Here is a 23,878-nt window from a genome sequence, read left to right on the forward strand (position 1 = left end):
AAGAAACTGCCCCCAGGGGCGGGTGGGACAGCAGGGTAAACAGGCCACAGCTGTGTGGTAATACATAAAGCTAAAGCAATTCCTCGGTGGCACTGATGGATAAATGGAATCAAGAGGACTATAATGTTCCTATTCGAGGCTTTGTGGCCTCAAAGCAGATATATTTGTTCAATGTCCTGAAAAAGCACCAATTCAGTGGGGAATTACAGCTTGTAAACCCAGGAAGGGAACAGTGGCGTTTTTACCTGTACATGGGCAGGCTGATATATGGGACGGGGGGGGAACACTCCGTGAGACGTTGGCGGCGGAATTTGGCGGCCTCTCTCCCCTCCATTGCTGCTGACAGGGAGTATTTGGAGCAGCAAATCCAGTCCATTTCTCCGCAAAATGTCAGGTTTTGTTGGGAGTATGAGCTGTTGCGAGACTGGTTGACGGAGGGAAGGGCGGAGAGGGAGGGGGTTATGAAAATGGTTACTAATATCCTGACAGAGATATTCTTCGACCTGAATCAGACGTTGGAGGTAAGTTTTTATCTTAATGATAGGACCATTGTCCCCTTAAACGAGCAAATTTTCCTGTTAGATCCCAATCCCATAATAAGCTCCGCCTGGCAACAGTGGCAAAAATGGGTAGAATTGAAACTAGGAGATCGTTCCCCCAATACCGCTCCTGTCATCAAAAATCCGGAAAAACTGCAGGAAAAGCTCTCTCCCAAAACCTATGGAGCCTTTAGCAGGTATTTTAACGGCCGCAACACCCTGAGGGACTTAGCCATACAATTCAAGCGGGATTTGGCTCAATTCAGCTGCTTCCTTCTTCCCTACATCGAACAGGGTTATATTGAGTTAGTTTCAGTGGCAGATTTGCCGGCACCGGTTTCCCCCCCCACGGTAGTACAGCCTGATGAGGGAGAAAACGTGGCTCCTCTCATTGCCTGTATAGACGATAGTCCTCTTATTTGCGAGACTATGGCGGCCATAGCTACCAAGGCGGGTTATAAATTCATTGGCATTAATGATCCCCTCAAGGCCATAGCCAAGGTGTTGGCCAGTAAACCCGATATCATCTTTTTGGACTTGATGATGCCCGACGCCAATGGTTTTGAGATTTGTGCCAGTCTCAGGAAGTTATCGGTATTTCGTAATACACCTATAATAATATTGACTTCCAATGATGGAATGATGGAAAGGCTGAGGAGTAAGATGAGTGGGGCATCTGAATTCATGGCCAAACCCATCAATCCGGACGAGGTTTTAGAGATTTTGAACAAATACTTATCCCCTGGCAGCAGGGGTTAGGAATTGAGAGAAGTGCTAGCCGATAATTACAGGCCTGCAGTTTACAATCATAAGGGGGGGTAGGATTCTGATAAAATGACCCTTGTTGGGGATTATAATCCTGAGCCCAAAAGATAAAAGCATAAGAAAATCTGATGAGCAAAACCGTTGCCCAAGTGATGACCCCTTCCCCCATCACCGTGACACCAGAGACTCCCCTACAGGAGGCCATTGCTCTACTGGTGAAACACAAAATCAGTGGCATGCCGGTGGTAAACGCCAAGGGGGAGGTAGTGGGAGTGATTTCTGAAAGCGATCTGATGTGGAGGGAAACAGGAGTAGAGCCTCCTCCCTATATAATGATCCTGGATAGTATCATTTATCTGCAAAATCCTGCCCGTTACGAGCAACTCCTTAAAAAGGCCCTAGGGCAAACTGTTGCCGATGTCATGACACCTAATCCCATTACCGTCACCAGTAATCAGAGTGTAAAAGAGGCTGCCCGTATTCTCCACCAGAAAAACATTCGCCGTTTGCCAGTGGTGGATGAAAACAACAGGGTAGTAGGTATAATTACCCGGGGTGATATTGTTCGCTGTCTAGCCGAATCCGAGTAACCGAAATATGAGCATAACACCAGAAGAGGTACAAAAACTGTTGCAGTCCCAGGATTATGGGGAAAAAATTCGTGGTTTGAACCAGTTAAGGCACTTGGACATAAGTATAGCCTACGAGCTGCTGAAACCACTGGTAAAGGACAAGAATGAAAGAGTGCGTTATGCCGCCGTTTCCCAATTGGCAATGGTGGGCAGGGCCAATCCCACAGACTGTTTAGAATTGCTAAAGGATGTACTCTACCATGACCCGGAAGTGGATGTGAGGGCTGCGGCAGCTGATTCCCTTGCGGGTTTAGGGTTAAAGGAGGCATTTTCAGACCTAAAACAAGTATATCAACAGACAGAAGACTGGTTATTGCGGTTTAGCATCATTGCCGCCCTAGGGGAATTGGGAGTGGCGGAGGGTTTTGAGCTGTTGTTGGACGCCTTAAACTCCGGTAATCCCCTCCTCCAAACCACTGCCATTAGCGCCCTAGGGGAGTTGGGGGACAAACGGGCAGTGCCATTTTTGCTACCCTTTGTGGAAAACAGCGACTGGCAAATCCGTTATCGTTTGACTCAGGCTTTGGGAAGACTAAAGGGGGAGGCCGGAGGAGTGGAGGTAAGGGCGGCCCTAGAAAAACTAGCCCAAGACGAGGTGGACATAATAGCCACAGAGGCGAAAAACTATCTCTGAGAGTTGAGGGATAAGCCTTCGGGGGGGGATTGTTCAAAAAGAGGCTGGCTTTGGGTATTAACCAATACCCAGTCTAGATAGTCCAAGGGCGCAGTAAACTCCACTTTGGCCTCAGGAGCCGGACTCTTGTTCAAGTCTACCTCTATTATTCTACCTATGGGGAGCCCAGGGGGAAAAATAGTACTAAAGTTGGAGGTAGCCACCACATCCCCTATTCTCACATCCGCCACCTTGGCGTAGAATTCCATTATCCCTACAGAAGTGCCTTGCCCTCTTATTACCCCTTGATAACCAGTGCGAGGAAGTGTTGCTCCCACACGACTGTTGTAGTCACTGATTAACAAAACCCTACTGGTGTTGGGAGTAACACTGGTCACTCTTCCCACCAATCCTCCCACACTGGTTACCGTATTGTCCACAGAAACCCCCTTTCTACTACCTACATCGATGGTGATAATCTGCCACCAGGCGTCGGCACTTCTGGCAATTACCCTGGCAGGGAGGAGGGGTGCGGCGGATTTTTGTTGATATTTGATTATCTGTCTGAGAGTTTGGTTTTCCCTCTCCAGAATTTCAATTTTCTGGTTTAACTCCTGGATAGTTCTTTCCTGGTACAGTGCCTGACGATCTACCACAGGAGAAGACAACCAGGAGGGGTATATGAGGGACAACAACTCAGTTAAAAACCAACCATTATGCACGTAGACTAGCCAGGTGACGGCCACACTGACTAATCCCCAAAAAATCTGGCCTCCGTATCTTTGCCACCAACGGGAGATGACTTTCAATCTGCAAAACGGGAACTTCCAACTTATGGACGATTGTACATTATAGTAAAGTTAGCTCCATGAACTCATATGTTTATACGCCTTTTCCGTGACCAACCTCCCCCTGGGGGTTCGGAGGATGAAACCTAGTTGTAGTAAATAGGGCTCACAGACCTCCTCAATGGTCTTAGCATCCTCCCCCATGGTGGCGGCAAGGGCATCTAGTCCCACAGGACCTCCTTGAAATTGGTTTATGATAGTGGAAAGAAGAAGACGGTCAGTGGTGTCCAAGCCGAGGGGGTCGATGCCGTAGACAGCCGCTGCCTCCTCTACAATTTCAGAGGTGATGACGGCCCGTCCTACCACAAGGGCATAGTCTCTTATTCTTCTCAAGAGACGGTTAGCAACACGGGGTGTTCCCCTAGACCTACAAGCGATGGCTTCAGCACCCCCGTCGTCCAGACAGAGACGGAGAATTTTGGCAGATCGCAAGACAATCTCTTTTAGTTCCTCCGGCTGGTAGAAATGCAGTCGTTGGATTAGGCCAAAACGTTCTCTCAGAGGGGATGTCAAGGCGCCAATTTTGGTAGTGGCCCCGACAATGGTAAAGGGAGGTAGAGAGATACTTCCGATCCTTGCCCCTTGCTTCTTGCCAATAGTAATATCCAGACGTCTATCCTCCATTGCCGGGTATAGTATTTCTTCCGTTTGCCGGTGCAGACGATGAATTTCATCAATGAAGAGAATATCCCCCGGTTGCAGCGTCAGTAAAAGGCCGATAATATCACGGGGTCGTTCTAGCGCTACCGCTGTAGTAACTTTGCAATTAACCCCCATTTCCGCAGCCAAAATCAGGGACAGGGTAGTTTTGCCTAGCCCTGGGGGGCCATATAGTAAAATGTGTTCCAGTGGTTCGTTCCTCTGCTTGGCCGCCGTCATAGCAATTTCCAGTATTCTTTTTAGTTCCTTTTGTCCTACATATTCTGCCAGTGTGCGGGGGCGGATTTTCTCTTCACTCTCGTTTTCCCTTAAGTCTTCTTCTAGGATTTCTGGCCTAGCAATACTGTTGGCCTTTCCCATCCGTTGTAGTGGCAGACGATTATGACTGTTTTCCCCACCAGCCCTTCTAATTGCCATTGACTCTTCCCACAATCCTCCCTATTTATCCTATCCATTTTCGGGGGGGACTGCACGGCGCTAGTTTGTATTCTACTCACATCGAAAGTATTGTAAAAAAAAACTTGAACCCGCATTGGAAACAGGTTCAGGATTACATAACCACTCTGTTATATGTTACTGCCTAGCTAAAGAGGCAAGGGGATCAGGAATGGTGGGGCTAGGGGCTTCAAACTTGCCCTTGATGACGTATTCCAAACGTAGCTTCAGAAAGGTTATAAATTGTTCGTTCAAAGAAACCACTGCAGCTGTCGGCTGTGGGCACTTGGCCTTGATTTCCTTAAACTCAGGCGCCTCCAAAAAGGCCGGTTGTCTGATAAACCAGAAATCTATTGGCTTATTCTTATCTCGGTAGTCTCTTTCCCTTTCTTTCAGGACTTCGTGCAGATTTTCATCGTCGCTGGTGAGGAACTTCTCACTGGCTAGAATGTAGTGGTAAGTGGGCATAGTTTTTCCTCTTAAGATAGATAACTTATAAGCAATCTTTAAAATTCCTTTTAAGAAACAATTATAATAATAACATAGCTTATGGGTAATAAACTAGAGTTGATTTCTCATGGCCAATTTCATTTCCCGCACGGCCCTTTCCAATCCCACCAAGACGGCACGACTGATAATACTATGGCCGATGTTCAACTCTTCAATGCCCTCAATACAGGCGACAGGATAGACATTCCAGTAGGTAAGACCATGGCCAGCATTGACCCTTAGGCCCAAATCTCTAGCCATTTTAGTGCCCTCTTGCAGAATTTTCAACTCTTTCATGCGAGTGGCCTCGTCTTTTGCCTCTGCATATCTACCGGTGTGTAGTTCAATAAATTGGGCTTTAGTCTTAGCCGCCGCTTCTATTTGGGCAGGATCAGCGTCAATAAACCAACTGACGGGGATGCCCGCACTTTGTAACCTGTCTACCACATCTTTGAAGCGTTCTAAGTTGTTGACTATATCAATACCCCCCTCTGTAGTGATTTCTTCTCTTCTTTCGGGCACCAGGGTAACATAGTCGGGTTTTATGTCCAGGGCGATGGCGATCATTTCCTCAGTGGGGGCCATTTCCAGGTTAAGATGGGTGCGGACTGTTTGTCGTAGCAGTCTCACATCCCTTTCTTGAATATGACGACGATCCTCCCGTAAATGGGTGGTAATGCCATCGGCGCCTCCCAATTCTGCCAAGACGGCTGCTGCCACGGGATCTGGTTCTACTGTGCGTCTAGCCTGCCTAAGGGTAGCCACGTGGTCGATATTTACGCCTAGGGTTAACAATTTTTCCTCCTTTTTCTTGCCTAATATTAGGGATTAGGGGATAGGGGGCAGGATAAAGGGGGTGGGGTTTATTTTATTTTACTTATTATTGTTAACGGTTTTCAGCCGTTGGAGTAACAGTTCTACTTCTGCCTCCAGACTCATGTATTTTAACTGTTGTTCTGTCTTATACACCCTTTTTTGTAAAACCTCTTTGTAGCTATTTTGTATTCCGTTTTTCATATATGAGTGAGTATTTATGCTTAGGATTAAAAGCTCAAATAATAGATTGTAACGGAAAAGAAAAGGATTGTGGTAATCTAGGGAAAAGATTAAAAAGGTAGTAGAGAGGGAAAATGGCAAGAATAGAGACTAGAACGGACCCCATGGTGATAAATATGGGGCCGCACCACCCCTCAATGCACGGGGTGTTAAGACTAATAGTCACCCTGGACGGAGAGGAAGTAATTGATTGTGAGCCGGTTATTGGCTATTTACACCGGGGAATGGAAAAAATAGCCGAAAATCGGACTAATATAATGTTTGTCCCCTATGTGAGCCGTTGGGACTATGCAGCAGGAATGTTTAACGAGGCTATCACGGTAAACGCCCCGGAGAAACTAGCGGATATTAAGGTGCCAAAACGGGCTCAGTACATCCGCGTAATCATGTTGGAGTTAAACCGTATTGCCAATCACCTGCTGTGGTTAGGACCATTTTTGGCAGATGTAGGGGCACAAACCCCCTTTTTCTACATCTTCCGGGAAAGAGAAATGATTTACGACCTGTGGGAAGCCGCCACGGGGATGCGTTTGATCAACAACAACTACTTTCGTATTGGGGGTGTAGCTGCTGACCTGCCCTATGGTTGGGTAGACAAGTGTGAAGACTTTTGTAGGTACTTCCTACCCAAGGTGGACGAGTATGAGCGTCTAATTACTAATAACCCCATTTTCCGGAGAAGGGTAGAGGGAGTGGGTGTTATTACCAGGGAACAAGCTATCAACTGGGGCCTGTCTGGGCCAATGTTAAGGGCTAGTGGCGTAAAATGGGACCTCCGCAAAGTAGACCATTATGAGTGTTATGATGACTTCGATTGGGAAGTCCAATGGGAAACGGCAGGGGATTGTCTAGCCCGTTATTTGGTCAGAATTCGAGAGATGCGAGAGTCCACCAAAATCATACTACAAGCCCTGAAAAATCTGCCCGGTGGCCCCTATGAGAATTTGGAAGCCAAACGGATGATGGAAGGGAAAAAGTCCAAATGGTATGACTTCGACTACCAGTATATTGCCAAGAAAATCCCCCCCACCTTTAAGATCCCAAAAGGAGAACACTACGTCCGTCTGGAAAGCGGGAAAGGGGAGTTGGGAGTGTTTATAATTGGTAATGACGACGTGTTTCCATGGCGTTTCAAGATAAGAGCCCCTGACTTCAACAACCTACAGATATTGCCCCATATCCTCCGTGGGGTGAAAGTGGCCGACATCATGGCTATTCTGGGCAGTGTTGATATTATCATGGGCTCAGTAGATCGCTAGAAGTTGGCACACACAAAAGGGGGCTATACTAAAAAAATAGCCCCTCCACATAGGGAAGACTATGAGTCAGAAAATTGTTTGGGATAGCAACAGCAATGAAATAGACAACCCCACAAATCTGGGGCTAATCAGGGAATGGTGGGAGAATCTAAATCGTCAGAAAATCCTGCAGGCCCAAAGGATAATACCCCCTGGGGCCAGTATTGACCAGTTGGACTGGGATACCAAACAAAGATTCGACCAAGAGTATATTCTCTTGTCCCCCCAAATTAGGGGTATAACTGTATATGGTACGCCAGAAGGACAAGCCCAGGAATTTGGCTATACTGCCCGTAGACTGGAATTGGATCTAGACAATAAGAGTCTGAGTGTCTATTTGCAATCTCAGCCTGATACGGTTATTCGTTTTTCTCTAGTGACAACGAGATACGAAAGAATTACACTAAAAGATGTAGAAATAGGGGCAACAAGAGAAGGCTCAGACCTTGTACTATCAGTAAGGGATAAGGACAAGAAAATAGAAATAGTCTTCGGTATCAACACTGGACAACAAGATTATCTTCTTTCACGGCTAAAAGAAATACAGGAAAGTTAATGTTAAGAGGGGATTTTCTGACTTACAATCAATTGTCTGAAAAATAACTCATCAAATAGTCGACTGGCATGGATAAGTTTCTATACGATTACGCTTGGTTAGTCCCTGTAATTCCTCTGTTTTCTTCAATGGTTTTGGGGTTGGGACTAATATCCTTCAATAAAGCTACAAATAAACTACGCAAACCGGCCTCTCTATTTGTGATCTCCACCTTTGCCATATCTTTGGTGCTATCTGTAGCGCTATTCTGGAGTCAATGGCAAGGGCATCCCAGTTATACCAGAATGCTGGAGTGGGCAAGGGCAGGCAGTTATAGTTTACAAATGGGCTATACTGTCGATCACCTGGCCAGTTTGATGATGGTGATTGTGAGTACCGTCGCTATTCTTGTAATGATATATAGTGACGGATATATGGCCCATGATCCGGGTTATGTGCGTTTCTTCGCCTACTTGAGCATTTTTGCCGCCTCCATGCTGGGGTTAGTTATGAGCCCCAATTTGGTACAGGTGTATGTATTCTGGGAATTGGTAGGGATGGCTTCCTATCTCCTTATTGGTTTTTGGTATGAGAGGAAGTCTGCCGCCGATGCCTGTCAGAAAGCCTTTGTCACCAACCGGGTGGGAGATTTTGGTCTTTTGTTGGGGATGTTGGGATTGTATTGGGCCACCGGTAGTTTTGATTTCCAGGTGATGGGGGAAAGACTACAAGAGTTGTTGCAAACGGGCGAATTGGCAAGATGGTTGGCGGTTTTGTTTGGGATTCTGGTGTTTCTTGGGCCAGTAGCCAAGTCTGCCCAGTTTCCCCTACATGTATGGTTACCAGATGCTATGGAAGGCCCCACCCCCATCTCTGCTTTAATTCACGCAGCCACCATGGTGGCGGCTGGGGTGTTTTTGGTAGCTAAGATGTATCCCGTATTGCAACCCCTGCCGGAAGTGATGAATGTAATTGCCTGGACTGGTTGTTTTACGGCATTTTTGGGAGCCTCCATCGCCCCCACCCAAAATGACATCAAGAAGGGGCTGGCTTATTCTACTATCTCCCAGCTAGGATACATGATCATGGCCATGGGCATTGGCGCCTATTCTGCCGGTTTGTTCCACCTGATGACCCATGCCTACTTCAAGGCTATGTTATTCTTGTGTTCAGGGTCGGTTATTCATGGCATGGAGGAGGTAGTAGGGCACAATCCCATCCTGTCACAGGATATGCGTTTAATGGGGGGATTGAGAAAATACATGCCTATCACTGCTATATGCTTTTTGATAGGCACTTTAGCTATTTGTGGTATTCCCCCCTTTGCCGGCTTTTGGTCAAAGGATGAAATCCTCAGCCAGGCTTTTGAGGCTAATCCTGCCCTTTGGGTGGTAAGCTGGCTAACTGCAGGTTTAACTGCTTTTTACATGTTTCGTCTCTACTTTCTCACCTTTGAAGGGGATTTTAGGGGAAAAGACAAGACAATTCAAGAGAAAATCCTGAAAGAAGCCGGTATTGTCCATACTGAGGAGAATCACCACCATGGGGAAAAACCTCACGAGTCGCCCTTGACTATGACATTTCCCTTGGTGATGTTGGCTATACCCTCAACAGTAGTGGGTTTTGTCGGGCTTCCCTGGCACAATTTGTTTGAAGAGTTTATCTATCCCCCCACGGAAACTGCCACAGAGGTAGTCCACCAATTCCAGTGGGGCGAATTCTTGACAATGGCAGGCACTTCTGTTGGCATTGCTTTGATTGGCATTACCTTTGCCTCTCTGATGTACCTACAAGGCAAAATCTCCCCCAGTGCCCTCGCTGCCAAGTTTCCCGCCCTGTATAAATTCTCCCTCAACAAGTGGTATATTGACGACATCTATGACCGTGTATTTGTCATTGGCAGCCGTCGCCTGGCCAGGGCTATTATAGAGGTGGACTACAAGGTGGTAGATGGTGCTGTCAACCTCACGGGGTTAATCACCATCATCAGTGGCGAAGGGTTGAAATACCTAGAAAACGGTAGGGCGCAGTTTTATGCACTTATCGTGTTTGCCGCTGTTTTAGGATTTGCCATTGCCTTTACCGTTATCAGCTAAACCGCTACCCATGGGTTGATATGTAAGGGGGGGGAACTATTTAAACCAGATTTACGTCTCCCCCCCCATCTACCCGGAGGAATCCGCCATGTGGAAAAAAACAATACTTTGTGTCTCCTTAACACTACTAGGATTAGTACACCTGCCGGCTTTTGGCCGTGACATTGTGGTTAGGTTTGCCAAGGGCAGTTACTGTGGTTCCTATGTTGGAAGAATAAACCCCGGGGATACGTTTAGTCTGAGGCTAGGCAAAGATCAATTTCTCGAAATTACCGCCCCCCCGGAAGTAGACTATTCGGTAATTAATCCCAGAGGGGGAATCATTTCCGGCAGTAACCCCTCCTCTCCTCCACAGGTGCGTCTCTTCCAAACCGGGAAACAGGCTGGGGTGTTCAAGGTTAGGATAAATCGAGTGCCCTATCCCGAGGGCAATAGTTTTCAATTCTGTGCCTATTAGACCGTATTATTATTGTCCTCCCGTGGTGGGGTTTTATGGGAATCTGAAGGGTTGGCATTTTCCCAATGAGATTTGCCCCATGGAGTAGGGATAGGATTTTGAACGGGTTTGAGACTGCCAAGCACTTCTGATAGACTGAAGTCATGGGCCCTTGTTTCTCTGAGTTTGTGCCACACTGAACGCGACATGAGTAAATTGTGTTGTTTCCGTTGAGCCCTCATTTTTTCCAAAAATTCTTCCCTCTCCGTCTGGTAGTCTGCAGAGGAGAGTAGAAGGGATTGGGAGGGGAATTTCTCCACCAGGATGGCCATTTGGGTTAACAGTTTTGGGTATAGCCAGGTATAGGCGGGGTGGACGAGCAGTTGGGCTTGGTGTGGTTGACGGCCGTTTTTGCAGATTTGTAGCTGAAAATGGCCAATAGCCGCCTTTCTCTGGGGCTCAAATACGTAAGCACTCACGTTATCTGTCTGGTCTAGCCATCCTCTGATTTTCTCTGTGAGATACTGCCAAAAACTCTTCTTGAAGTCTTCGATGTGACGATCAAAAACCTGTCTTAGCACGGGTGGCAGGGAGACACAATCCAGTTGGTAAATCAATTTGGCGTCGGCGTTGCTAACTGGGAGGAGATTGGGGAGATTGGGCTCCTGTTGTGCTAGTCTTTTTAACAGCTGGCTATCGCATTCCCAATAGGTGATTTGCGCCAGAGGCTGAAAGCCGTTTTCTCGATACAGCCCTATTCTATTTTTTTCGTTTATATCTACCTCTATTATCCAGGTGCGGGCCTCCCAAATTTTCTCGAAACAGTATCTCAATAACTGGGAGCCCACACTGCAACTGCCTATTAGAATATGATTGAGGGGGGTTTTACTATTTATCACTACCTGTTCTACTTTCCAAGTGCTTCTGCTGTAGTTTACTGGCGCTACTTGGATCAGTCCCTGAATTTGGCCGTCTTTTTCTGCTACATACACATGAAAGTCCTTGTCTTCCAGCCAGGGTATAATTCTGGCCAGTTGTAACAGTCCGTAACAGCTGTGGTATTGTTCTATTTTTTTTAGTAAATTGTACTTACGGGGGTCATATTCTTCGGCCAAATGGGTGGTTAAAAGGGAGGCGACGGGGTTTAAGTCGCGGTATTGGATTGGGCGGATAACAAGGGTACTTCTGGGTTGGGCATTGTTATTCATAGTGGCAAATATATAAAAACGGCGACTATTAACTAGTAATAAGGATTAGAAATAAGCCGGGTTGTTGTAGATAATAAAAAAGAATAGTCCCCTGGTTTAAACTAACTCCATGTTAGCGTAGATTTTCAGTGGTTATAGTGTTTGTCACCCAAGTTTACAGCCAGGGGATTGCCCCAAATAACCTTTTCCTTGCGGTAGACTACCATGCCCGGCTTTGCCCCTTTTGGCTTGTATACACAGCTGGGGTGGGTATAGACTACGGGCACTTGTTCACTTTCCCTGCCCTGGCTATAATAGGCTGCTAGGTTAGCCACAAATTGTAAGTCTTCTTCTTCTGGTATTTCTCCTGGATTCAAACGTAGCAAGACATGGCTGCCGGGGATTTCCTGGGCGTGAAACCACAAATCGTAGTCGGTGGCAATACGAAAGGTGAGAATATCATTTTGGCGGTTGTTGCGTCCCACTAGTACTTCTTTGCCGGAGGGGGTATAATATTTGCGGGGCTGGGATTGGTTGTCTTGTCGGAGGGGCAAACGAGACTGGTTGTCCTCCAGGTATTTTTGGTTTATCAGTTCCAGTTTTATTTCCTGAAGAATGGTATAGTCTTGTTCGTCTTCGTATTCTAATTGTTTGATATTGGTGAGAATTTGTTCTAGGTAGTTAATTTCTGCCACTGTGGATTGTAGCAGGGGTTGGACTGCCTGTTTAGCCCTTTTAAGTTTTTGGTGTTGTTTGTATAGATTTTGGGCATTTTGGATGATATTTTTGTCGGGGGAAAGAGGTATTTTCACTGGCTTATTGGTGAGGAAGTCCTGGAGGACAATCTCCCTCATTCCTGGCTGCCACAGATGGATATTTGCCATTAGTAAATCCGCTTGATTTTTGTAAATCTCGCAGTTTTCTGATTCTTGTATTTTGGCGAGGTAGCCTTCCTTTTTCTGATAGAGTTTTTTGAGGAGGTTGTTAATTTTGTTTTGTAACTGTTGCTTTAGATTGATGAAATTTTCTCGTTTAAGTAGCTGTGAATAGTATTGGTTGATAACTTGGTGTACGTAAGAGAGAGATTCTGTCTCGTCGTCGGCGATAACAGTATAGCCTTCTGGGGTAAAGGAAGGGGAAAAAAGGTTATTTTCTAAGCGAAAGAGCCAACTATGCCATTGAAGGTAGAGATTTTTCCATTCATCAATAGTCAAATCCTGGTTGATTTTATCGGGGTTGATGTGAGCTTTTTGAAGGAGATAACGGGAAAGGCTAGGACTAACACCGCGATAGGTTTTAAGCAATTGTTGTTGGATTTTGCCGGGAATTAAACTGACTTTAGCTTGCCATTTTTCAAAGGATTCTTCTAGTTGTGGTATGTCGCCAGTAGGGGGGGGAGGTGGTTGATAAATACCACTGGTTTGAAGAATACGAAGGGAGGATTTTTCAGAAGTTATTTGTTTAGCGAGGGTGATAATTTGATTTTCGCTATTGGTAAGGATAACATTGCTATATTTGCCCATGATTTCCACATACAGATGATAGAGTGGGGAGTCGCTGGGGCGTGTGGCGAATTGGAAATCTACTACTCTTTCCCAGGGGGTGAGGATATTTATGGCAATTAAGGCATAACCGTTAATAAGATGTCTTAATTGTTCACTAAGAGTAAAGGTGTCTTTGACACGGGGTGGTGGGTTGCCGATGCAGATTCTGGCGGCTTTGGGATGCCAGGAGATTGTTAACCAAGACTTTTTCTTTACACTTCTTAAACAAAGACTGAGGGTGTAGGGATCTACCTGATAGACTTGTTCTAGTCTGGAGGGGATGTGTTCTTGTTGAAGGGAATAACAAACAGCCTTAACAGTGGTGTAGTCGAAAGGTTGCATAGTGGAAGAGACAATGAGGGGATAAACAGACAAAAACAGTGTAGCAAGGAATGGGGGGGACTAGGGTTTTTCTTGCTTATACCACTTGTTGTCTTGGATGAGGGTGTGGGTTTGCCAGGAGGGATCTGTGTTAGGATAGTCAAGACGAAAATGGCCACCGCGGCTTTCTTTGCGAAAAAGGGCACTTTTGACAATGAGATAGCCTATGTCTACTAGGTTGAGGGTTTCTGCGGCTAGTTTAAGGTGGGATTGTGCGGTGGGAGACAGAAGTTGATAATTGCAGGAGGGAGAGAGATTGTAGATAAACTGATAGATGAAAAGTTGTGCTAATTCCTTTTGCCAGCTACAGATTTGAGTCAAGGCTTTTTCCAATCCTTCCTGAGTGCGACAAATACCCGCTCCTTCCCACATAGTAACTGGTAGATTGTTTCTAATGTGGGTGATTATAGGCATTTCTTCTTGCCAGTCGTCTGAGAGGGGTTTAACAGTAGCAGGGGGGGTGGGGTAGGGGTTGGAGGGTAGCTGGAGACGGCGGAAACCTTCAGCAAAGACAATACACTCCAGAAGAGAATTACTAGCGAGACGATTGGCGCCATGGACACCAGTACTAGCCACCTCGCCAATGGCGTATAATCCCTCTACGGTAGTCTTATTGTCGATGCCCACCTTCACTCCCCCCATCCAATAATGGGCAGCGGGGGATACGGGGATGGGTTGGGCAAATAAATCAACGCCCCACTGTTGACATTTTTGGATGATATTGGGGAAACGGTATTCTATGCGTTGACGGTCAATATGGCGCAAGTCTAGATATACTTTAGCATGGGCTGGGTCAGGGCTAGTTTTTTGCAGATGAAGATAGATAGCACGACTAACTACATCTCGTGGTGCCAATTCCCCCTGGGGATGATAGTCAAAGAGGAAACGTCGGCCACTTTCATCTATAAGGTATGCCCCCTCCCCCCTTACCGCCTCACTGATGAGGAAACGAGGCGCCGGTGGCAGATTCAGGGCAGTGGGGTGAAATTGGAAAAACTCCAGATCTCGTAGTACAGCACCACTACGCCATGCCAGGGCGACCCCATCGCCAGTACTCACTTCCGGGTTGGTAGTATGGGCGAAAACCCGTCCGCCGCCACCGGTAGCGAGGATAACAGCCTTTGCTGCCAGCCAGTAGACTTGGTTTTCGAATAGTAAACAGATGCCCTTGCACTGATTGTCTTCCGTCCAAAGGCTCAAGGCATGGGCCTGCTCGTATACTTGTATATTGGGGCTTTCTAGAACCTTCTGTCTTAGAATGGAGACAATAGCCTTGCCAGTGGTATCAGCCGCATGAAGCACTCTGGGGAAGGAGTGGGCAGCCTCCAGGGTGGTAGCCAGAATACCGTTATGGCGGTCAAATTCTACTCCTAAAGCCAGGAGGGAGTGGATGGAGGCCACGGCGTTTTCCACCAGGTATTTTACCGCCTCCTCGTCACACAGACCAGCACCGGCCTTGAGAGTATCCTGGAGGTGGAGTTGGGGGGAATCTTGGGGGTGGATAGCGGCGGCAATGCCCCCTTGAGCCCAATTACTGGCCCCTCTTTTTAGTTTATCCTTGGTGACCAGTGCAATACGGTATTCCCCGGGCAGACATAGGGCGGAATATAGGCCTGCTGCGCCCGATCCCACTATAATTACATCGAACTGCTGGTGGGTGAGGGAATTTTGGTTCAAGGCCAGGTTTTGCCGACACTGTTATATTCTTTCCATTGTATCTCATCAAGTTTTTTTTTGCCCATTCCCTTGACATTTTCCTTTTTTGTAGGTTATAATTTGTATGATAGGTGATGGCCGTCCTTTCTTGACCCGTGGTGGTTGGGAGGGGGCGGCTTGCGCCTTTTTTGAGGGAGGAGGATATGGAGTCGAAGATAGTAATAAGGGGTGCCAGACAACACAATCTGAAGAATATAGACTTGGAGTTGCCGAAAAACAGGCTGATAGTGTTTACGGGGGTATCGGGGAGTGGGAAGTCGTCGTTGGCGTTTGACACTATTTTTGCGGAGGGGCAAAGAAGGTATGTAGAATCTTTAAGTGCCTACGCCCGTCAATTTTTGGGGCAGTGGGAGAAGCCGGATGTGGACAGTATAGAGGGGCTATCGCCGGCCATTTCTATTGATCAGAAGTCCACCTCTCACAATCCCCGCTCAACGGTGGGGACGGTGACGGAAATTTACGATTATCTGCGTTTATTATATGGTAGGGCGGGGGAGCCATTTTGTCCAATTTGTGGTCGCTCCATCCAGCCGGAGACGGTGGATCAGATGTGTGAGAGGCTGTTGAGTTTGCCCTCCAAAACGAAGATTCACCTGTTGGCGCCGGTGGTGAGGGGGAAAAAGGGGCATCATCAACAGTTACTCTCTAGTTTAAGGGCACAGGGGTTTGTGAGGGTGAAAATAGATGGTCAGATTAGGGATTTAAATGAGGATATTAGGCTCAACAGTCAACAAAAACATGATATTAGTGTAGTGGTGGACAGGTTAGTAATCAAGGAGGGTATTGAGGAGAGGATAGTAGACTCTCTGATAACCTGTTTGAAGCTAGGGGATGGAATAGCTATAGGAGAGATAGTGGGGGAGGAAGGGGGGGGGGAGGAGATAATTTTTTCAGAGAAATTTGCCTGCCCCATCCATGGTGCAGTGATGGAGGAGTTATCGCCGCGACTGTTTTCTTTTAACTCTCCTTATGGTGCTTGTGGCCACTGTCACGGTTTGGGCAGTTTTAGGCAATTTTCGCCGGAGAGGATTGTACCGGATCCCCAGGCGCCAGTCAAGTATGCCATTGTGCCTTGGGCGGAAAAGGGGGATAATGAGCATTATCTTTCCTTTTTGGAGTATTTGGCCAGGGAGTATAAGATAAATCTCTATCAGCCCTGGGATAGTTTGACAGCGGAACAACAACATATTATCCTATATGGGGACAAGGAGATTCAAAAACTGCAGTATGGTTACTATCCTGGAGTAATTCCCCTGTTGGAAAAGACTTACAGAGAAACTAATTCTGAGATTATTAAACAGAAGCTAGAGCAGTATCTGGAGTACAAAACTTGTGAGGCGTGCGGGGGAAAAAGACTAAAACCGGCGGCATTGGCGGTTAAACTGGGACAGTATACCATTGACCAGTTGACGGAGGTTACCATAAAGGAGTGTTTGAGGAGGATAGAAAACTTGCAATTAACTCCCCGACAGAGGCAAATAGGGGAATTGGCGTTAAGGGAGATTAAAAGCCGTCTTCAGTTTCTGATAGATGTGGGCTTAGACTATCTTACTTTAGCCAGGCCAGCAATGACTCTTTCTGGGGGAGAGGCACAAAGGATTAGACTTGCCACCCAAATGGGTTCGGGTTTGACGGGGGTATTATACGTGTTGGACGAGCCCAGTATTGGGTTACACCAAAGGGACAATGACAGACTGCTGGCAACCCTTAAGAAATTGAGGGATTTGGGCAATACTGTAATTGTTGTGGAGCACGACGAAGACACCATAAGGAGTGCGGATTACATTGTGGACATAGGGCCTAAAGCGGGAGTAAATGGTGGTAGGGTGGTAGTACAGGGAAGTTTAGAGGAGGTGATGGGGTGTGAGGAATCCCTCACTGGTGCATACTTATCTGGCAGGATGACAATAGAAGTGCCCCCGAAGAGAAGGGAGGGCAATGGCAAGTCACTGATTTTGAGAAACTGTCACCGTAATAATTTAAAACACATTGACGTGGAAATTCCTCTAGGCAAGTTAGTGTGCATAACCGGGGTGTCGGGGAGTGGCAAGTCTACCCTGGTGAATGAGTTGTTGTATCCTGCCCTACAGCATCATCTCACCAAAAAGGTACCCTTTCCTAGGGGGATGGATGCTATAGAGGGGATAGAGGAGATAGACAAGGTGATTGTAATTGATCAGTCACCCATTGGTAGGACGCCTCGGTCCAATCCCGCCACCTATACAGGGGTATTTGATGTGATTAGGGAGTTGTTTGCCGAGACACCAGAAGCCAAGGCGAGGGGGTATAAAGCGGGGCATTTTTCCTTTAATGTCAAGGGGGGTAGGTGTGAGGCTTGTGGTGGACAGGGTGTTAACGTCATCTCCATGAATTTCCTACCGGACGTATATGTACGCTGTGACGTTTGTAAGGGCACTCGTTATAGTAAAGAGACATTACAAGTAAATTACAGAGGTTATAGTATAGCAGAGGTGTTAGAGATGACGGTGGAGGAAGCCATGAAAGTATTTGAGAATGTGCCCAAGGCGATGAGCAAGTTGCAGACACTGATGGACGTGGGGTTAGGGTATATAAAACTGGGGCAGAGTGCGCCAACCCTCTCTGGTGGGGAGGCCCAGAGAGTGAAATTGGCTACGGAGTTGTCACGACGTGCCACTGGCAAGACTATTTATCTTATTGACGAGCCCACTACCGGATTATCTTTGTATGACGTGCATCACCTGTTGAACGTATTGCAAAGACTGACAGACAAGGGGAATTCCATAGTAGTCATCGAACACAATATGGAGGTAATCAAGTGTGCCGATTGGATTATTGACTTGGGCTTGGAGGGGGGGGATGGGGGAGGAGAGATTGTAGCGATGGGCACTCCGGAGGAAATTGCGGCACACCCCTTGTCACATACGGGTAGGTATTTAAGGAAGTATTTGAATCAAATATGAGGGTATAATGGGAAAACAGGGAGTACAGACAAAAGGAAAAGAAAGGATGAGAATAGGCAATCCCCCAAAAGGCCAGGATTTGGCGTCTTGTGGTCCCCATCAGGTAGAGGTTTTTCGGGGAGAGGTTTTGAGTCCAGAGAAAGCCCAGAGGATGGCAGAATTTTTTAGTTTGTTGGGGGATAGTAACCGCCTGCGGATTCTTTCGGTTTTGGCACAACAGGAACTATGCGTATGTGACTTAGCTGCTACATTAGACATGACAGAGTCAGCAGTGTCACATCAACTCAGGACATTAAAGGCGATGCGTTTGGTAGCTTACGAGAAGAGGGGAAGGAGGGTATATTATCGCCTGTTAGATCATCACGTATTAGATTTATACTCAGCAGTAGCCGAACATTTAGACGAGACGGAAAATTAGGGGGGATTCACTTTTGGACATCGCTAAGGTTGAAGAGGAAAGGGAGACCACCAGGGGCGTTGTTGCCGTTGATAACCAAGACTTGGGGCATTTGGGCGCCACCTTCTTTCCAGGCTTCGATGGCTTCTTTTTTCAGCACCAACTCCCCACCTTCGGCCTTAAGGGTTTCAGCCAGTAGGCGTTGGGCTTCTGCTTTACCTTTGGCGCGGTTAATTTCGGCCAGGGCCTGTTGTTCAGCCTCTTGAGCTATGTATACTGCCCGTTGCGCCCGTTGTTCAGCGATTTGTTTTTCTTCTACGGCTTTAGCGAATTCGGGGGAGAAGTTGAGGTCTACGACGCTGGTGTCCAGGACAATGATACCATATTTTTCCAGACGGGAATTAAGGGCATTATCAAAGTCTTCCTTTAATTCAGCCCGTTGGGTGATGGCCTCTTCCACGGTGCGTTTCGCGGCCGCTATTTTGAAGGATTCTTGGGTTTGAGGGGCTATAATTTTAGCGACGATGTTTTGGAGGCTACCTTGGGTGCGTCTAATATCTACCACTTTGAGGGGATCAAGACGGAAGTTGATGGCGAAGGTGGCACTTAATTCTTGTAAATCCCTGGTGGAACTTTGGGCGGAAACTTCAAATTTTTGGACAGTGACGTCATAGATGTCTACCGAGGAGATGAAGGGGGGCTTAAAATGCAAACCTTCCAACAGGGGGCCATCTTGAGCCTTTCCCAGGATACTCAAAACACCGGCCTGTCCGGGATTAATAACCACTATGGAATTGAGTCCCATGAAAAGAAGCAAGGCTGCCAAAATGGCGCCGAAGAAACTGGAAATGCCCGAACTGTTTTGGTTTTGCACTCTCCACCTCTCCGAATGAAAAAATCTGGTCTTATTTTACCATGGAGGGGGGACAGGAGCCTATTGGGAGGAGAAATAGAGTTTAGACCTAACTGGATCTGCCATCATAGTCTTGTCTCCTTCTTGCCAGTCTACTGGACATACTTCGTTTTCGTGGGACTGGACATATTGAATGGCTTTTAGAACTCTAATTGTTTCATTTATGCTACGACCACAAGAGAGGTTATTGATGGTGATGTGTTGGATAATGCCCTCTTGATCGATGATAAACAGGCCGCGATGGGCAATGCCGGAGGACTCTTCCAGGACGTGGTAGGCGCGACTGATTTCCTTGGTGAGATCGGAGACTAGGGGGTAATTGAGTTCACCCACACCCCCCTGTTTTCTTTCCGTTTGAATCCAGGCCAGGTGGGTAAATTCACTGTCCACAGACACCCCTAGGATCTCCGTGTTGAGACTGGCAAACTCGTGATAACGATCGCTAAAGGCAATTACCTCTGTGGGACAAACAAAGGTGAAGTCAAGGGGGTAGAAGAAGAGAACGACGTATTTTCCTAGGTAGTCAGAGAGTCTGATAACCCTGAATTCTTGGCCTACAACGGCAGTAGCGGTGAAATCGGGAGCTTTTTGTCCAATTTGCAACATAATGCCACAGGCTGTAGAAAGAAAATAGGATAGGACTAGGGCAGAATTAGACTCCCCGGGGAGAGAGACATGGGGGAGTGGCCACTTCAACCATTGGTGGGGTTAAATTCTAGTTCTTCCTCCCCGTGACCCTCATGGACTGTTTTCACCCATTTAAGTCGTTTTTGGCGGATGGACATTCTGCCGGTGGTGACAGGTATAACCACAAACCAGTGGGTTAGGTAGATCATCCCTAAAATGCTCTCCTGGATTATTTTAAGCCAATCCATCAAACTGAGGGAGGGGGACAATTTGGTACGCCTGAGGCCTAATAAGGTTCCCCAGAAGGCCAAAACGAAGGTAAGGCTGCTCAGTGGTGCTATTAGGGGGTACTTGTGATGGGTAATTGCCATGAGGGAGTCGGGGATGACAGCGGTGGGTAGGATGTATTGTACCAGGAAGAAGTAAAACAGGTCTAATTTTTTGCGCCAGGGGAGACGATGGCTTAAAAGAAAACGCCAGTAGTCCAAATAGCGTTGATAACCCCCTTCTGCCCAACGACTTCGCTGGTGCCACAGGGCGACAGCGGTTTTCACACCTTCTTCTCCCACGGCCGGGTGGGGGAGGAGGGCAATATCCCAGTTATCCAGGTGTAGCCTAATTGTAAGATCTAAGTCATCGGTGATGGTTTCTTCATTCCAACCACCGCATCTTTCCAGGGCTATTCTGCGGACAAACTGACCATTGCCGCGTAACTCCCCTATGCCGCCGCAGGCAATTCTCTGTTGTTGGAAGTAGCTATCCAGTGCCATTTCTGCCGCCTGTCCTCTTGTCCAAAAATTATCTTTGGCGTTGGAGATAGCCTTCCTTACCTGCACTGCCCCTATACTCTTTTCTAAGAACAAAGGTACTACAGACTTTAAAAGGTCTGAGGGGACAGTAGCGTCTGCATCAAAAACGCCGATAATTTCACCCTTAGTGAGGGGGAGGGCTTGGTTTAGGGCGCCGGATTTACCCCCTTTGGCTTGGCTGGCATCCCGATGTAAAACCCGCATATGGGGGTAAAGGGTTTTTAATTCTTCCAGGATAGCTCCGGTGGCGTCGCTGCTATTGTCGTTAATTACGAGGAACTCATATAATTGCTGGGGGTAGTCCAGGTTAGCCAACTGATGTACCAATTTGCGAATAACCTTTTCTTCATTTTTGGCAGCCACCAGGAGAGAAACCGTGGGGAGGTTGGGGGGGTTAGGGTAGGGGGATTGAGTTGGGGGAATTGGGGCTGACATTAACCGGAGGGCGTGGATGGACAGCAAGACTCCTAGGACGAGTACAACAGCAAAACCCCAGGAGACAAGGTGAAGGGTGACTATTGTAATCCAAACCACCCCTAGAGTGAAGGCTGCTTTTTTCCTCCTGCCGGACAATCCTTGAAAGAAATCGGCTTTGAATTCCTCCTCTTCCAGTTCCGGGTCTGTCAGTTCGTCTAAGATAGAAGAGATAGGATCAGGTAGGGGGGACTCGGTTGGATGGGGATTTTGCTGTGGATTGGTCATAGTTTTCAGTAGTTTCCAGTGGAGGCACAGGTTAGCCTAAATGTTTTTCATTCTAGCACTACTGCGGGGGCCTTCTGAGGTGGGAGGTGGGGAAAGGGGTTGATTGGCGGTGGTTTGAGTCTCTTTTTGCTGCTGTTGTTGTTTTATTCTAGCAGCACTGCGACGCAATGCTTGTAACCTCTCTTCGTATATTTTCCTTTGACGACGATTAGGGGTTTGTTCGATGAGGGTTTTCAGGGCACTGCCGAGACTTTGATAGGCGGTTTTGAGGGAATAACCGAAACGGGTGGCGATTTGGATTGCCTTCTCGTCCGCCTCGATAGCGTCTTTTAGGACCTTTTCGCTGTTATTTTTTTGCCACAGACGATAGCCGGAGATGCCACAGAGGGCCAAAGCCAGTAGTAATAATAATCCATCTTGAACCCACAATTCTCCCACGGCTCCGCCCAAGCCTATAGCCAGGGCTGCCATTTCCCATCCTTCACGGGGTATAGTGTCATTTTGAATTCGTGCCACCTCGTGCCAAAATAGTAAATTGCGTTGGTCTATGGCCAGGTTTTCCCATTTTGCCAGGTCAATTTGGATTTCCACCTCATCCCTGCCGATTTCCTCGGTGCGAATGAGGGGAGGGTTTATTTCCGTGGAAGCCTCTACCATTACCCAACTTTGTAATTCTGGTGGCAGTAGGGTTTTCAGTCGTCTCAACTCGTTCATTTCTGCCCTAGCAGAGGAAGCCGTATAAGTCATAGTCTTTCTTTCCTCTCATCAATGGGGGGGGGACAGTTGCAAAAGTCCCCTCTTTCTATGCTAGTCTTATCAAAGTGTAATTGGCAATTTTAGCATGCATGGAACGTGGCTTAGTCTGGTCGGCCCTGTTATTGGTAATTGTTTGGCTCACCTGGAGCGGCAAACGAGAATATGATAAGTTACAAAAGTATCAAGAATGGGCTCGCCAGTTTGAGAAGTCCAAGTATGACATATATGCGGTATTGGGGAAAAAAGGGAATTCGTTGGTGGTAGGCATCCCCACACCCAAGGGCATAAAGGAGGAGAAGACAGTATCCCTTTCCAGGATAAGGGCAGTTGAGTTGTACTGGAAAAAACAGTTATTGTCTTCTGGGAAAGAGATACCGGAAAGGGGAGAAGGGCTGTTAGAATTAATCCTGGAGGAAGAGACCATTGAGGTGCCTTTTACTGACATTAGAATTGCTGCCCAATGGCGTGATTACCTAAATGGCCTGCTGGGGGGGGGTTAGTTGCCCTCAGCCATGGCCACTGCCTTGGCGGGGACTGTTTGATATACTTGGGAGAGGTACTGCATCATAGTTTGGGATTCGTCGTAGGGGAGGGGAATATCTCCCAATACCTCCAGGATATTTTTGGTGTTGTCAGTAGTGGGGGAGACAATGAAGAGGGAGGAGTCTGGAGGTTTTTCATAATCCCAGAAATTTTCTATGGAGAGGGGGGTGTAGGTTTTACTATTACCACTTTTGCGTTTGGGGACGGATTTTATTTTACCCAACTGTTCTGGTTGCCACTGTTTGCCAGACAGGCGCCAACTGCGCGCCACTCTTAGGGCTTCAAGGATTTGTTCCTTGCTTCTGCCTCGCAGTTGAAAGATAATAAAGGGGTCTTCCCGAAAACGCTCTGCCAGGTGATAATATACGGCGGCTATGTGTTTACAGGGATTAGCCTTGTCAGGACAGGTGCAACGGGCGCGTACGTCTGCTAAATTGAAAGGGAACAGACTAAGACCATTTTTGATGAAAACCTGTTCGATTTCTTCAGGCATTTCCCCCACCAACAACTGAGCGGAGATGAATGCCTTTTCGGACATAGTGGCAATCACATACCCCCAGTCGTCATCGGAAAACAGATCTAATCCCAGAGTCACCCTGTAGGGTTTTTCTTGACTTCCCTGGACTTCTGCTAACAATTGACACTGCTTGTTAAATTCTAGATTGAGGATATTCCCTTCCCGAGAGTAGTTTCTTCCCCTTTCTAGTCTTTTCTTAAATCGGTAGGAATCCAACAATTCTAGCCACTTGTCTACCCACCACTGCTTTTGTTGAATCATTGTCTACTCTGTACTACAATATTCCGGCAAACTGGATTACAATTGTACCATGGAGGAAAGAGGGAGATAAAAAGCAAGAAAGGCCACAAACATTTCTAAGATATATGTTAGTATCAGGGTAAGAAGTGTCAGAGCTAAAATGGACTAGGAGGGGGAATAGAAGCGGACAAGATTCCTACAC

The 23,878-nt window shown here is 47.1% G+C and carries 23 protein-coding genes; 10 read left to right on the plus strand and 13 right to left on the minus strand.

The window, feature by feature from the left end; genetic code table 11:
* The first annotated feature begins 95 nt into the window (after positions 1 to 95).
* From IGQ44_02605 to IGQ44_02615, 3 genes are all read left to right on the plus strand, one after another.
* Complete coding sequence (locus IGQ44_02605; protein ID HIK36869.1) at positions 96 to 1,298, plus strand: response regulator; 1,203 nt, start codon at positions 96 to 98, stop codon at positions 1,296 to 1,298.
* A 134-nt stretch (positions 1,299 to 1,432) separates the two neighbouring features.
* Complete coding sequence (locus IGQ44_02610) at positions 1,433 to 1,894, plus strand: CBS domain-containing protein (GenBank protein ID HIK36870.1); 462 nt, start codon at positions 1,433 to 1,435, stop codon at positions 1,892 to 1,894.
* 7 nt (positions 1,895 to 1,901) lie between these two features.
* Positions 1,902 to 2,570 carry a HEAT repeat domain-containing protein gene (locus tag IGQ44_02615; GenBank protein HIK36871.1) on the plus strand — a complete coding sequence of 223 codons (669 nt, stop codon included), beginning with the start codon at positions 1,902 to 1,904 and terminating at the stop codon, positions 2,568 to 2,570.
* On the opposite strand, the gene mreC is transcribed toward IGQ44_02615, so the two are convergent.
* The 5 genes from mreC to IGQ44_02640 form a co-directional block, all read right to left on the minus strand.
* The gene (gene mreC / locus IGQ44_02620) at positions 2,561 to 3,358 is read right to left on the minus strand and encodes a rod shape-determining protein MreC (GenBank protein ID HIK36872.1); all 798 of its coding nucleotides are present in this window, start codon (positions 3,356 to 3,358) and stop codon (positions 2,561 to 2,563) included. The genes IGQ44_02615 and mreC overlap by 10 nt on opposite strands.
* A gap of 51 nt (positions 3,359 to 3,409) precedes the next feature.
* Positions 3,410 to 4,474, minus strand: coding sequence for a Holliday junction branch migration DNA helicase RuvB (gene ruvB, locus IGQ44_02625; GenBank protein HIK36873.1), 1,065 nt, complete (start codon positions 4,472 to 4,474; stop codon positions 3,410 to 3,412).
* Positions 4,475 to 4,630: 156 nt separating this feature from the next.
* Complete coding sequence (locus IGQ44_02630; protein ID HIK36874.1) at positions 4,631 to 4,960, minus strand: DUF2488 family protein; 330 nt, start codon at positions 4,958 to 4,960, stop codon at positions 4,631 to 4,633.
* A gap of 93 nt (positions 4,961 to 5,053) precedes the next feature.
* The gene (locus IGQ44_02635; GenBank protein HIK36875.1) at positions 5,054 to 5,776 is read right to left on the minus strand and encodes a pyridoxine 5'-phosphate synthase; all 723 of its coding nucleotides are present in this window, start codon (positions 5,774 to 5,776) and stop codon (positions 5,054 to 5,056) included.
* A 78-nt stretch (positions 5,777 to 5,854) separates the two neighbouring features.
* Positions 5,855 to 5,998 (minus strand): hypothetical protein, encoded by a 144-nt coding sequence (locus IGQ44_02640; protein HIK36876.1) that lies wholly within the window; start codon positions 5,996 to 5,998, stop codon positions 5,855 to 5,857.
* Between the two features lie 113 nt (positions 5,999 to 6,111).
* Here IGQ44_02640 and IGQ44_02645 point away from each other — a divergent pair, with 113 nt between their 5' ends.
* From IGQ44_02645 to IGQ44_02660, 4 genes are all read left to right on the plus strand, one after another.
* Positions 6,112 to 7,296 (plus strand): NAD(P)H-quinone oxidoreductase subunit H, encoded by a 1,185-nt coding sequence (locus IGQ44_02645; GenBank protein ID HIK36877.1) that lies wholly within the window; start codon positions 6,112 to 6,114, stop codon positions 7,294 to 7,296.
* Between the two features lie 61 nt (positions 7,297 to 7,357).
* A complete protein-coding gene (locus IGQ44_02650) occupies positions 7,358 to 7,891 on the plus strand; it encodes a hypothetical protein (protein ID HIK36878.1) in 534 nt (177 codons plus the stop codon).
* A 68-nt stretch (positions 7,892 to 7,959) separates the two neighbouring features.
* A complete protein-coding gene (locus IGQ44_02655) occupies positions 7,960 to 9,966 on the plus strand; it encodes an NAD(P)H-quinone oxidoreductase subunit 5 (GenBank protein HIK36879.1) in 2,007 nt (668 codons plus the stop codon).
* An 88-nt stretch (positions 9,967 to 10,054) separates the two neighbouring features.
* Positions 10,055 to 10,423 carry a hypothetical protein gene (locus tag IGQ44_02660; GenBank protein HIK36880.1) on the plus strand — a complete coding sequence of 123 codons (369 nt, stop codon included), beginning with the start codon at positions 10,055 to 10,057 and terminating at the stop codon, positions 10,421 to 10,423.
* Here the strand turns inward: IGQ44_02660 and IGQ44_02665 are convergent.
* The 3 genes from IGQ44_02665 to nadB all read right to left on the minus strand — a co-directional run bounded on the left by IGQ44_02665 (position 10,420) and on the right by nadB (position 15,191).
* The gene (locus IGQ44_02665; protein ID HIK36881.1) at positions 10,420 to 11,610 is read right to left on the minus strand and encodes a GNAT family N-acetyltransferase; all 1,191 of its coding nucleotides are present in this window, start codon (positions 11,608 to 11,610) and stop codon (positions 10,420 to 10,422) included. The genes IGQ44_02660 and IGQ44_02665 overlap by 4 nt on opposite strands.
* 125 nt (positions 11,611 to 11,735) lie before the next feature.
* A complete protein-coding gene (locus IGQ44_02670; protein ID HIK36882.1) occupies positions 11,736 to 13,475 on the minus strand; it encodes an NFACT family protein in 1,740 nt (579 codons plus the stop codon).
* Positions 13,476 to 13,535: 60 nt separating this feature from the next.
* Positions 13,536 to 15,191 (minus strand): L-aspartate oxidase, encoded by a 1,656-nt coding sequence (gene nadB, locus IGQ44_02675; GenBank protein HIK36883.1) that lies wholly within the window; start codon positions 15,189 to 15,191, stop codon positions 13,536 to 13,538.
* 182 nt (positions 15,192 to 15,373) lie between these two features.
* On the opposite strand from nadB, the gene uvrA reads away from it, so the two are divergent.
* Both uvrA and IGQ44_02685 read left to right on the plus strand, forming a co-directional pair.
* Positions 15,374 to 18,172 carry an excinuclease ABC subunit UvrA gene (gene uvrA, locus IGQ44_02680; protein HIK36884.1) on the plus strand — a complete coding sequence of 933 codons (2,799 nt, stop codon included), beginning with the start codon at positions 15,374 to 15,376 and terminating at the stop codon, positions 18,170 to 18,172.
* Positions 18,173 to 18,218: 46 nt separating this feature from the next.
* Entirely contained in the window at positions 18,219 to 18,590 is a 372-nt protein-coding gene (locus IGQ44_02685; protein ID HIK36885.1) for a helix-turn-helix transcriptional regulator, read from the plus strand.
* Positions 18,591 to 18,597: 7 nt separating this feature from the next.
* Here IGQ44_02685 and IGQ44_02690 read toward each other — a convergent pair whose 3' ends face one another.
* From IGQ44_02690 to IGQ44_02705, 4 genes are all read right to left on the minus strand, one after another.
* Complete coding sequence (locus IGQ44_02690; protein ID HIK36886.1) at positions 18,598 to 19,374, minus strand: prohibitin family protein; 777 nt, start codon at positions 19,372 to 19,374, stop codon at positions 18,598 to 18,600.
* A 129-nt stretch (positions 19,375 to 19,503) separates the two neighbouring features.
* Positions 19,504 to 20,088, minus strand: a complete 585-nt coding sequence (locus IGQ44_02695) for a peroxiredoxin (GenBank protein ID HIK36887.1) — start codon at positions 20,086 to 20,088, stop codon at positions 19,504 to 19,506.
* A gap of 86 nt (positions 20,089 to 20,174) precedes the next feature.
* On the minus strand, positions 20,175 to 21,620 hold the full coding sequence (locus IGQ44_02700; GenBank protein ID HIK36888.1) for a glycosyltransferase family 2 protein: 1,446 nt from the start codon (positions 21,618 to 21,620) through the stop codon (positions 20,175 to 20,177).
* A 36-nt stretch (positions 21,621 to 21,656) separates the two neighbouring features.
* Positions 21,657 to 22,367 carry a DUF3318 domain-containing protein gene (locus tag IGQ44_02705; GenBank protein HIK36889.1) on the minus strand — a complete coding sequence of 237 codons (711 nt, stop codon included), beginning with the start codon at positions 22,365 to 22,367 and terminating at the stop codon, positions 21,657 to 21,659.
* A 98-nt stretch (positions 22,368 to 22,465) separates the two neighbouring features.
* Between IGQ44_02705 and IGQ44_02710 the strand changes: the two genes are divergently transcribed.
* Complete coding sequence (locus IGQ44_02710; protein ID HIK36890.1) at positions 22,466 to 22,876, plus strand: hypothetical protein; 411 nt, start codon at positions 22,466 to 22,468, stop codon at positions 22,874 to 22,876.
* Here IGQ44_02710 and IGQ44_02715 read toward each other — a convergent pair.
* Positions 22,873 to 23,697, minus strand: a complete 825-nt coding sequence (locus IGQ44_02715) for an SWIM zinc finger family protein (protein ID HIK36891.1) — start codon at positions 23,695 to 23,697, stop codon at positions 22,873 to 22,875. The genes IGQ44_02710 and IGQ44_02715 overlap by 4 nt on opposite strands.
* Positions 23,698 to 23,878 lie beyond the last annotated feature (181 nt).

This window comes from Geminocystis sp. M7585_C2015_104 (assembly GCA_015295805.1).
Classification (GTDB): domain Bacteria; phylum Cyanobacteriota; class Cyanobacteriia; order Cyanobacteriales; family Cyanobacteriaceae; genus DVEF01.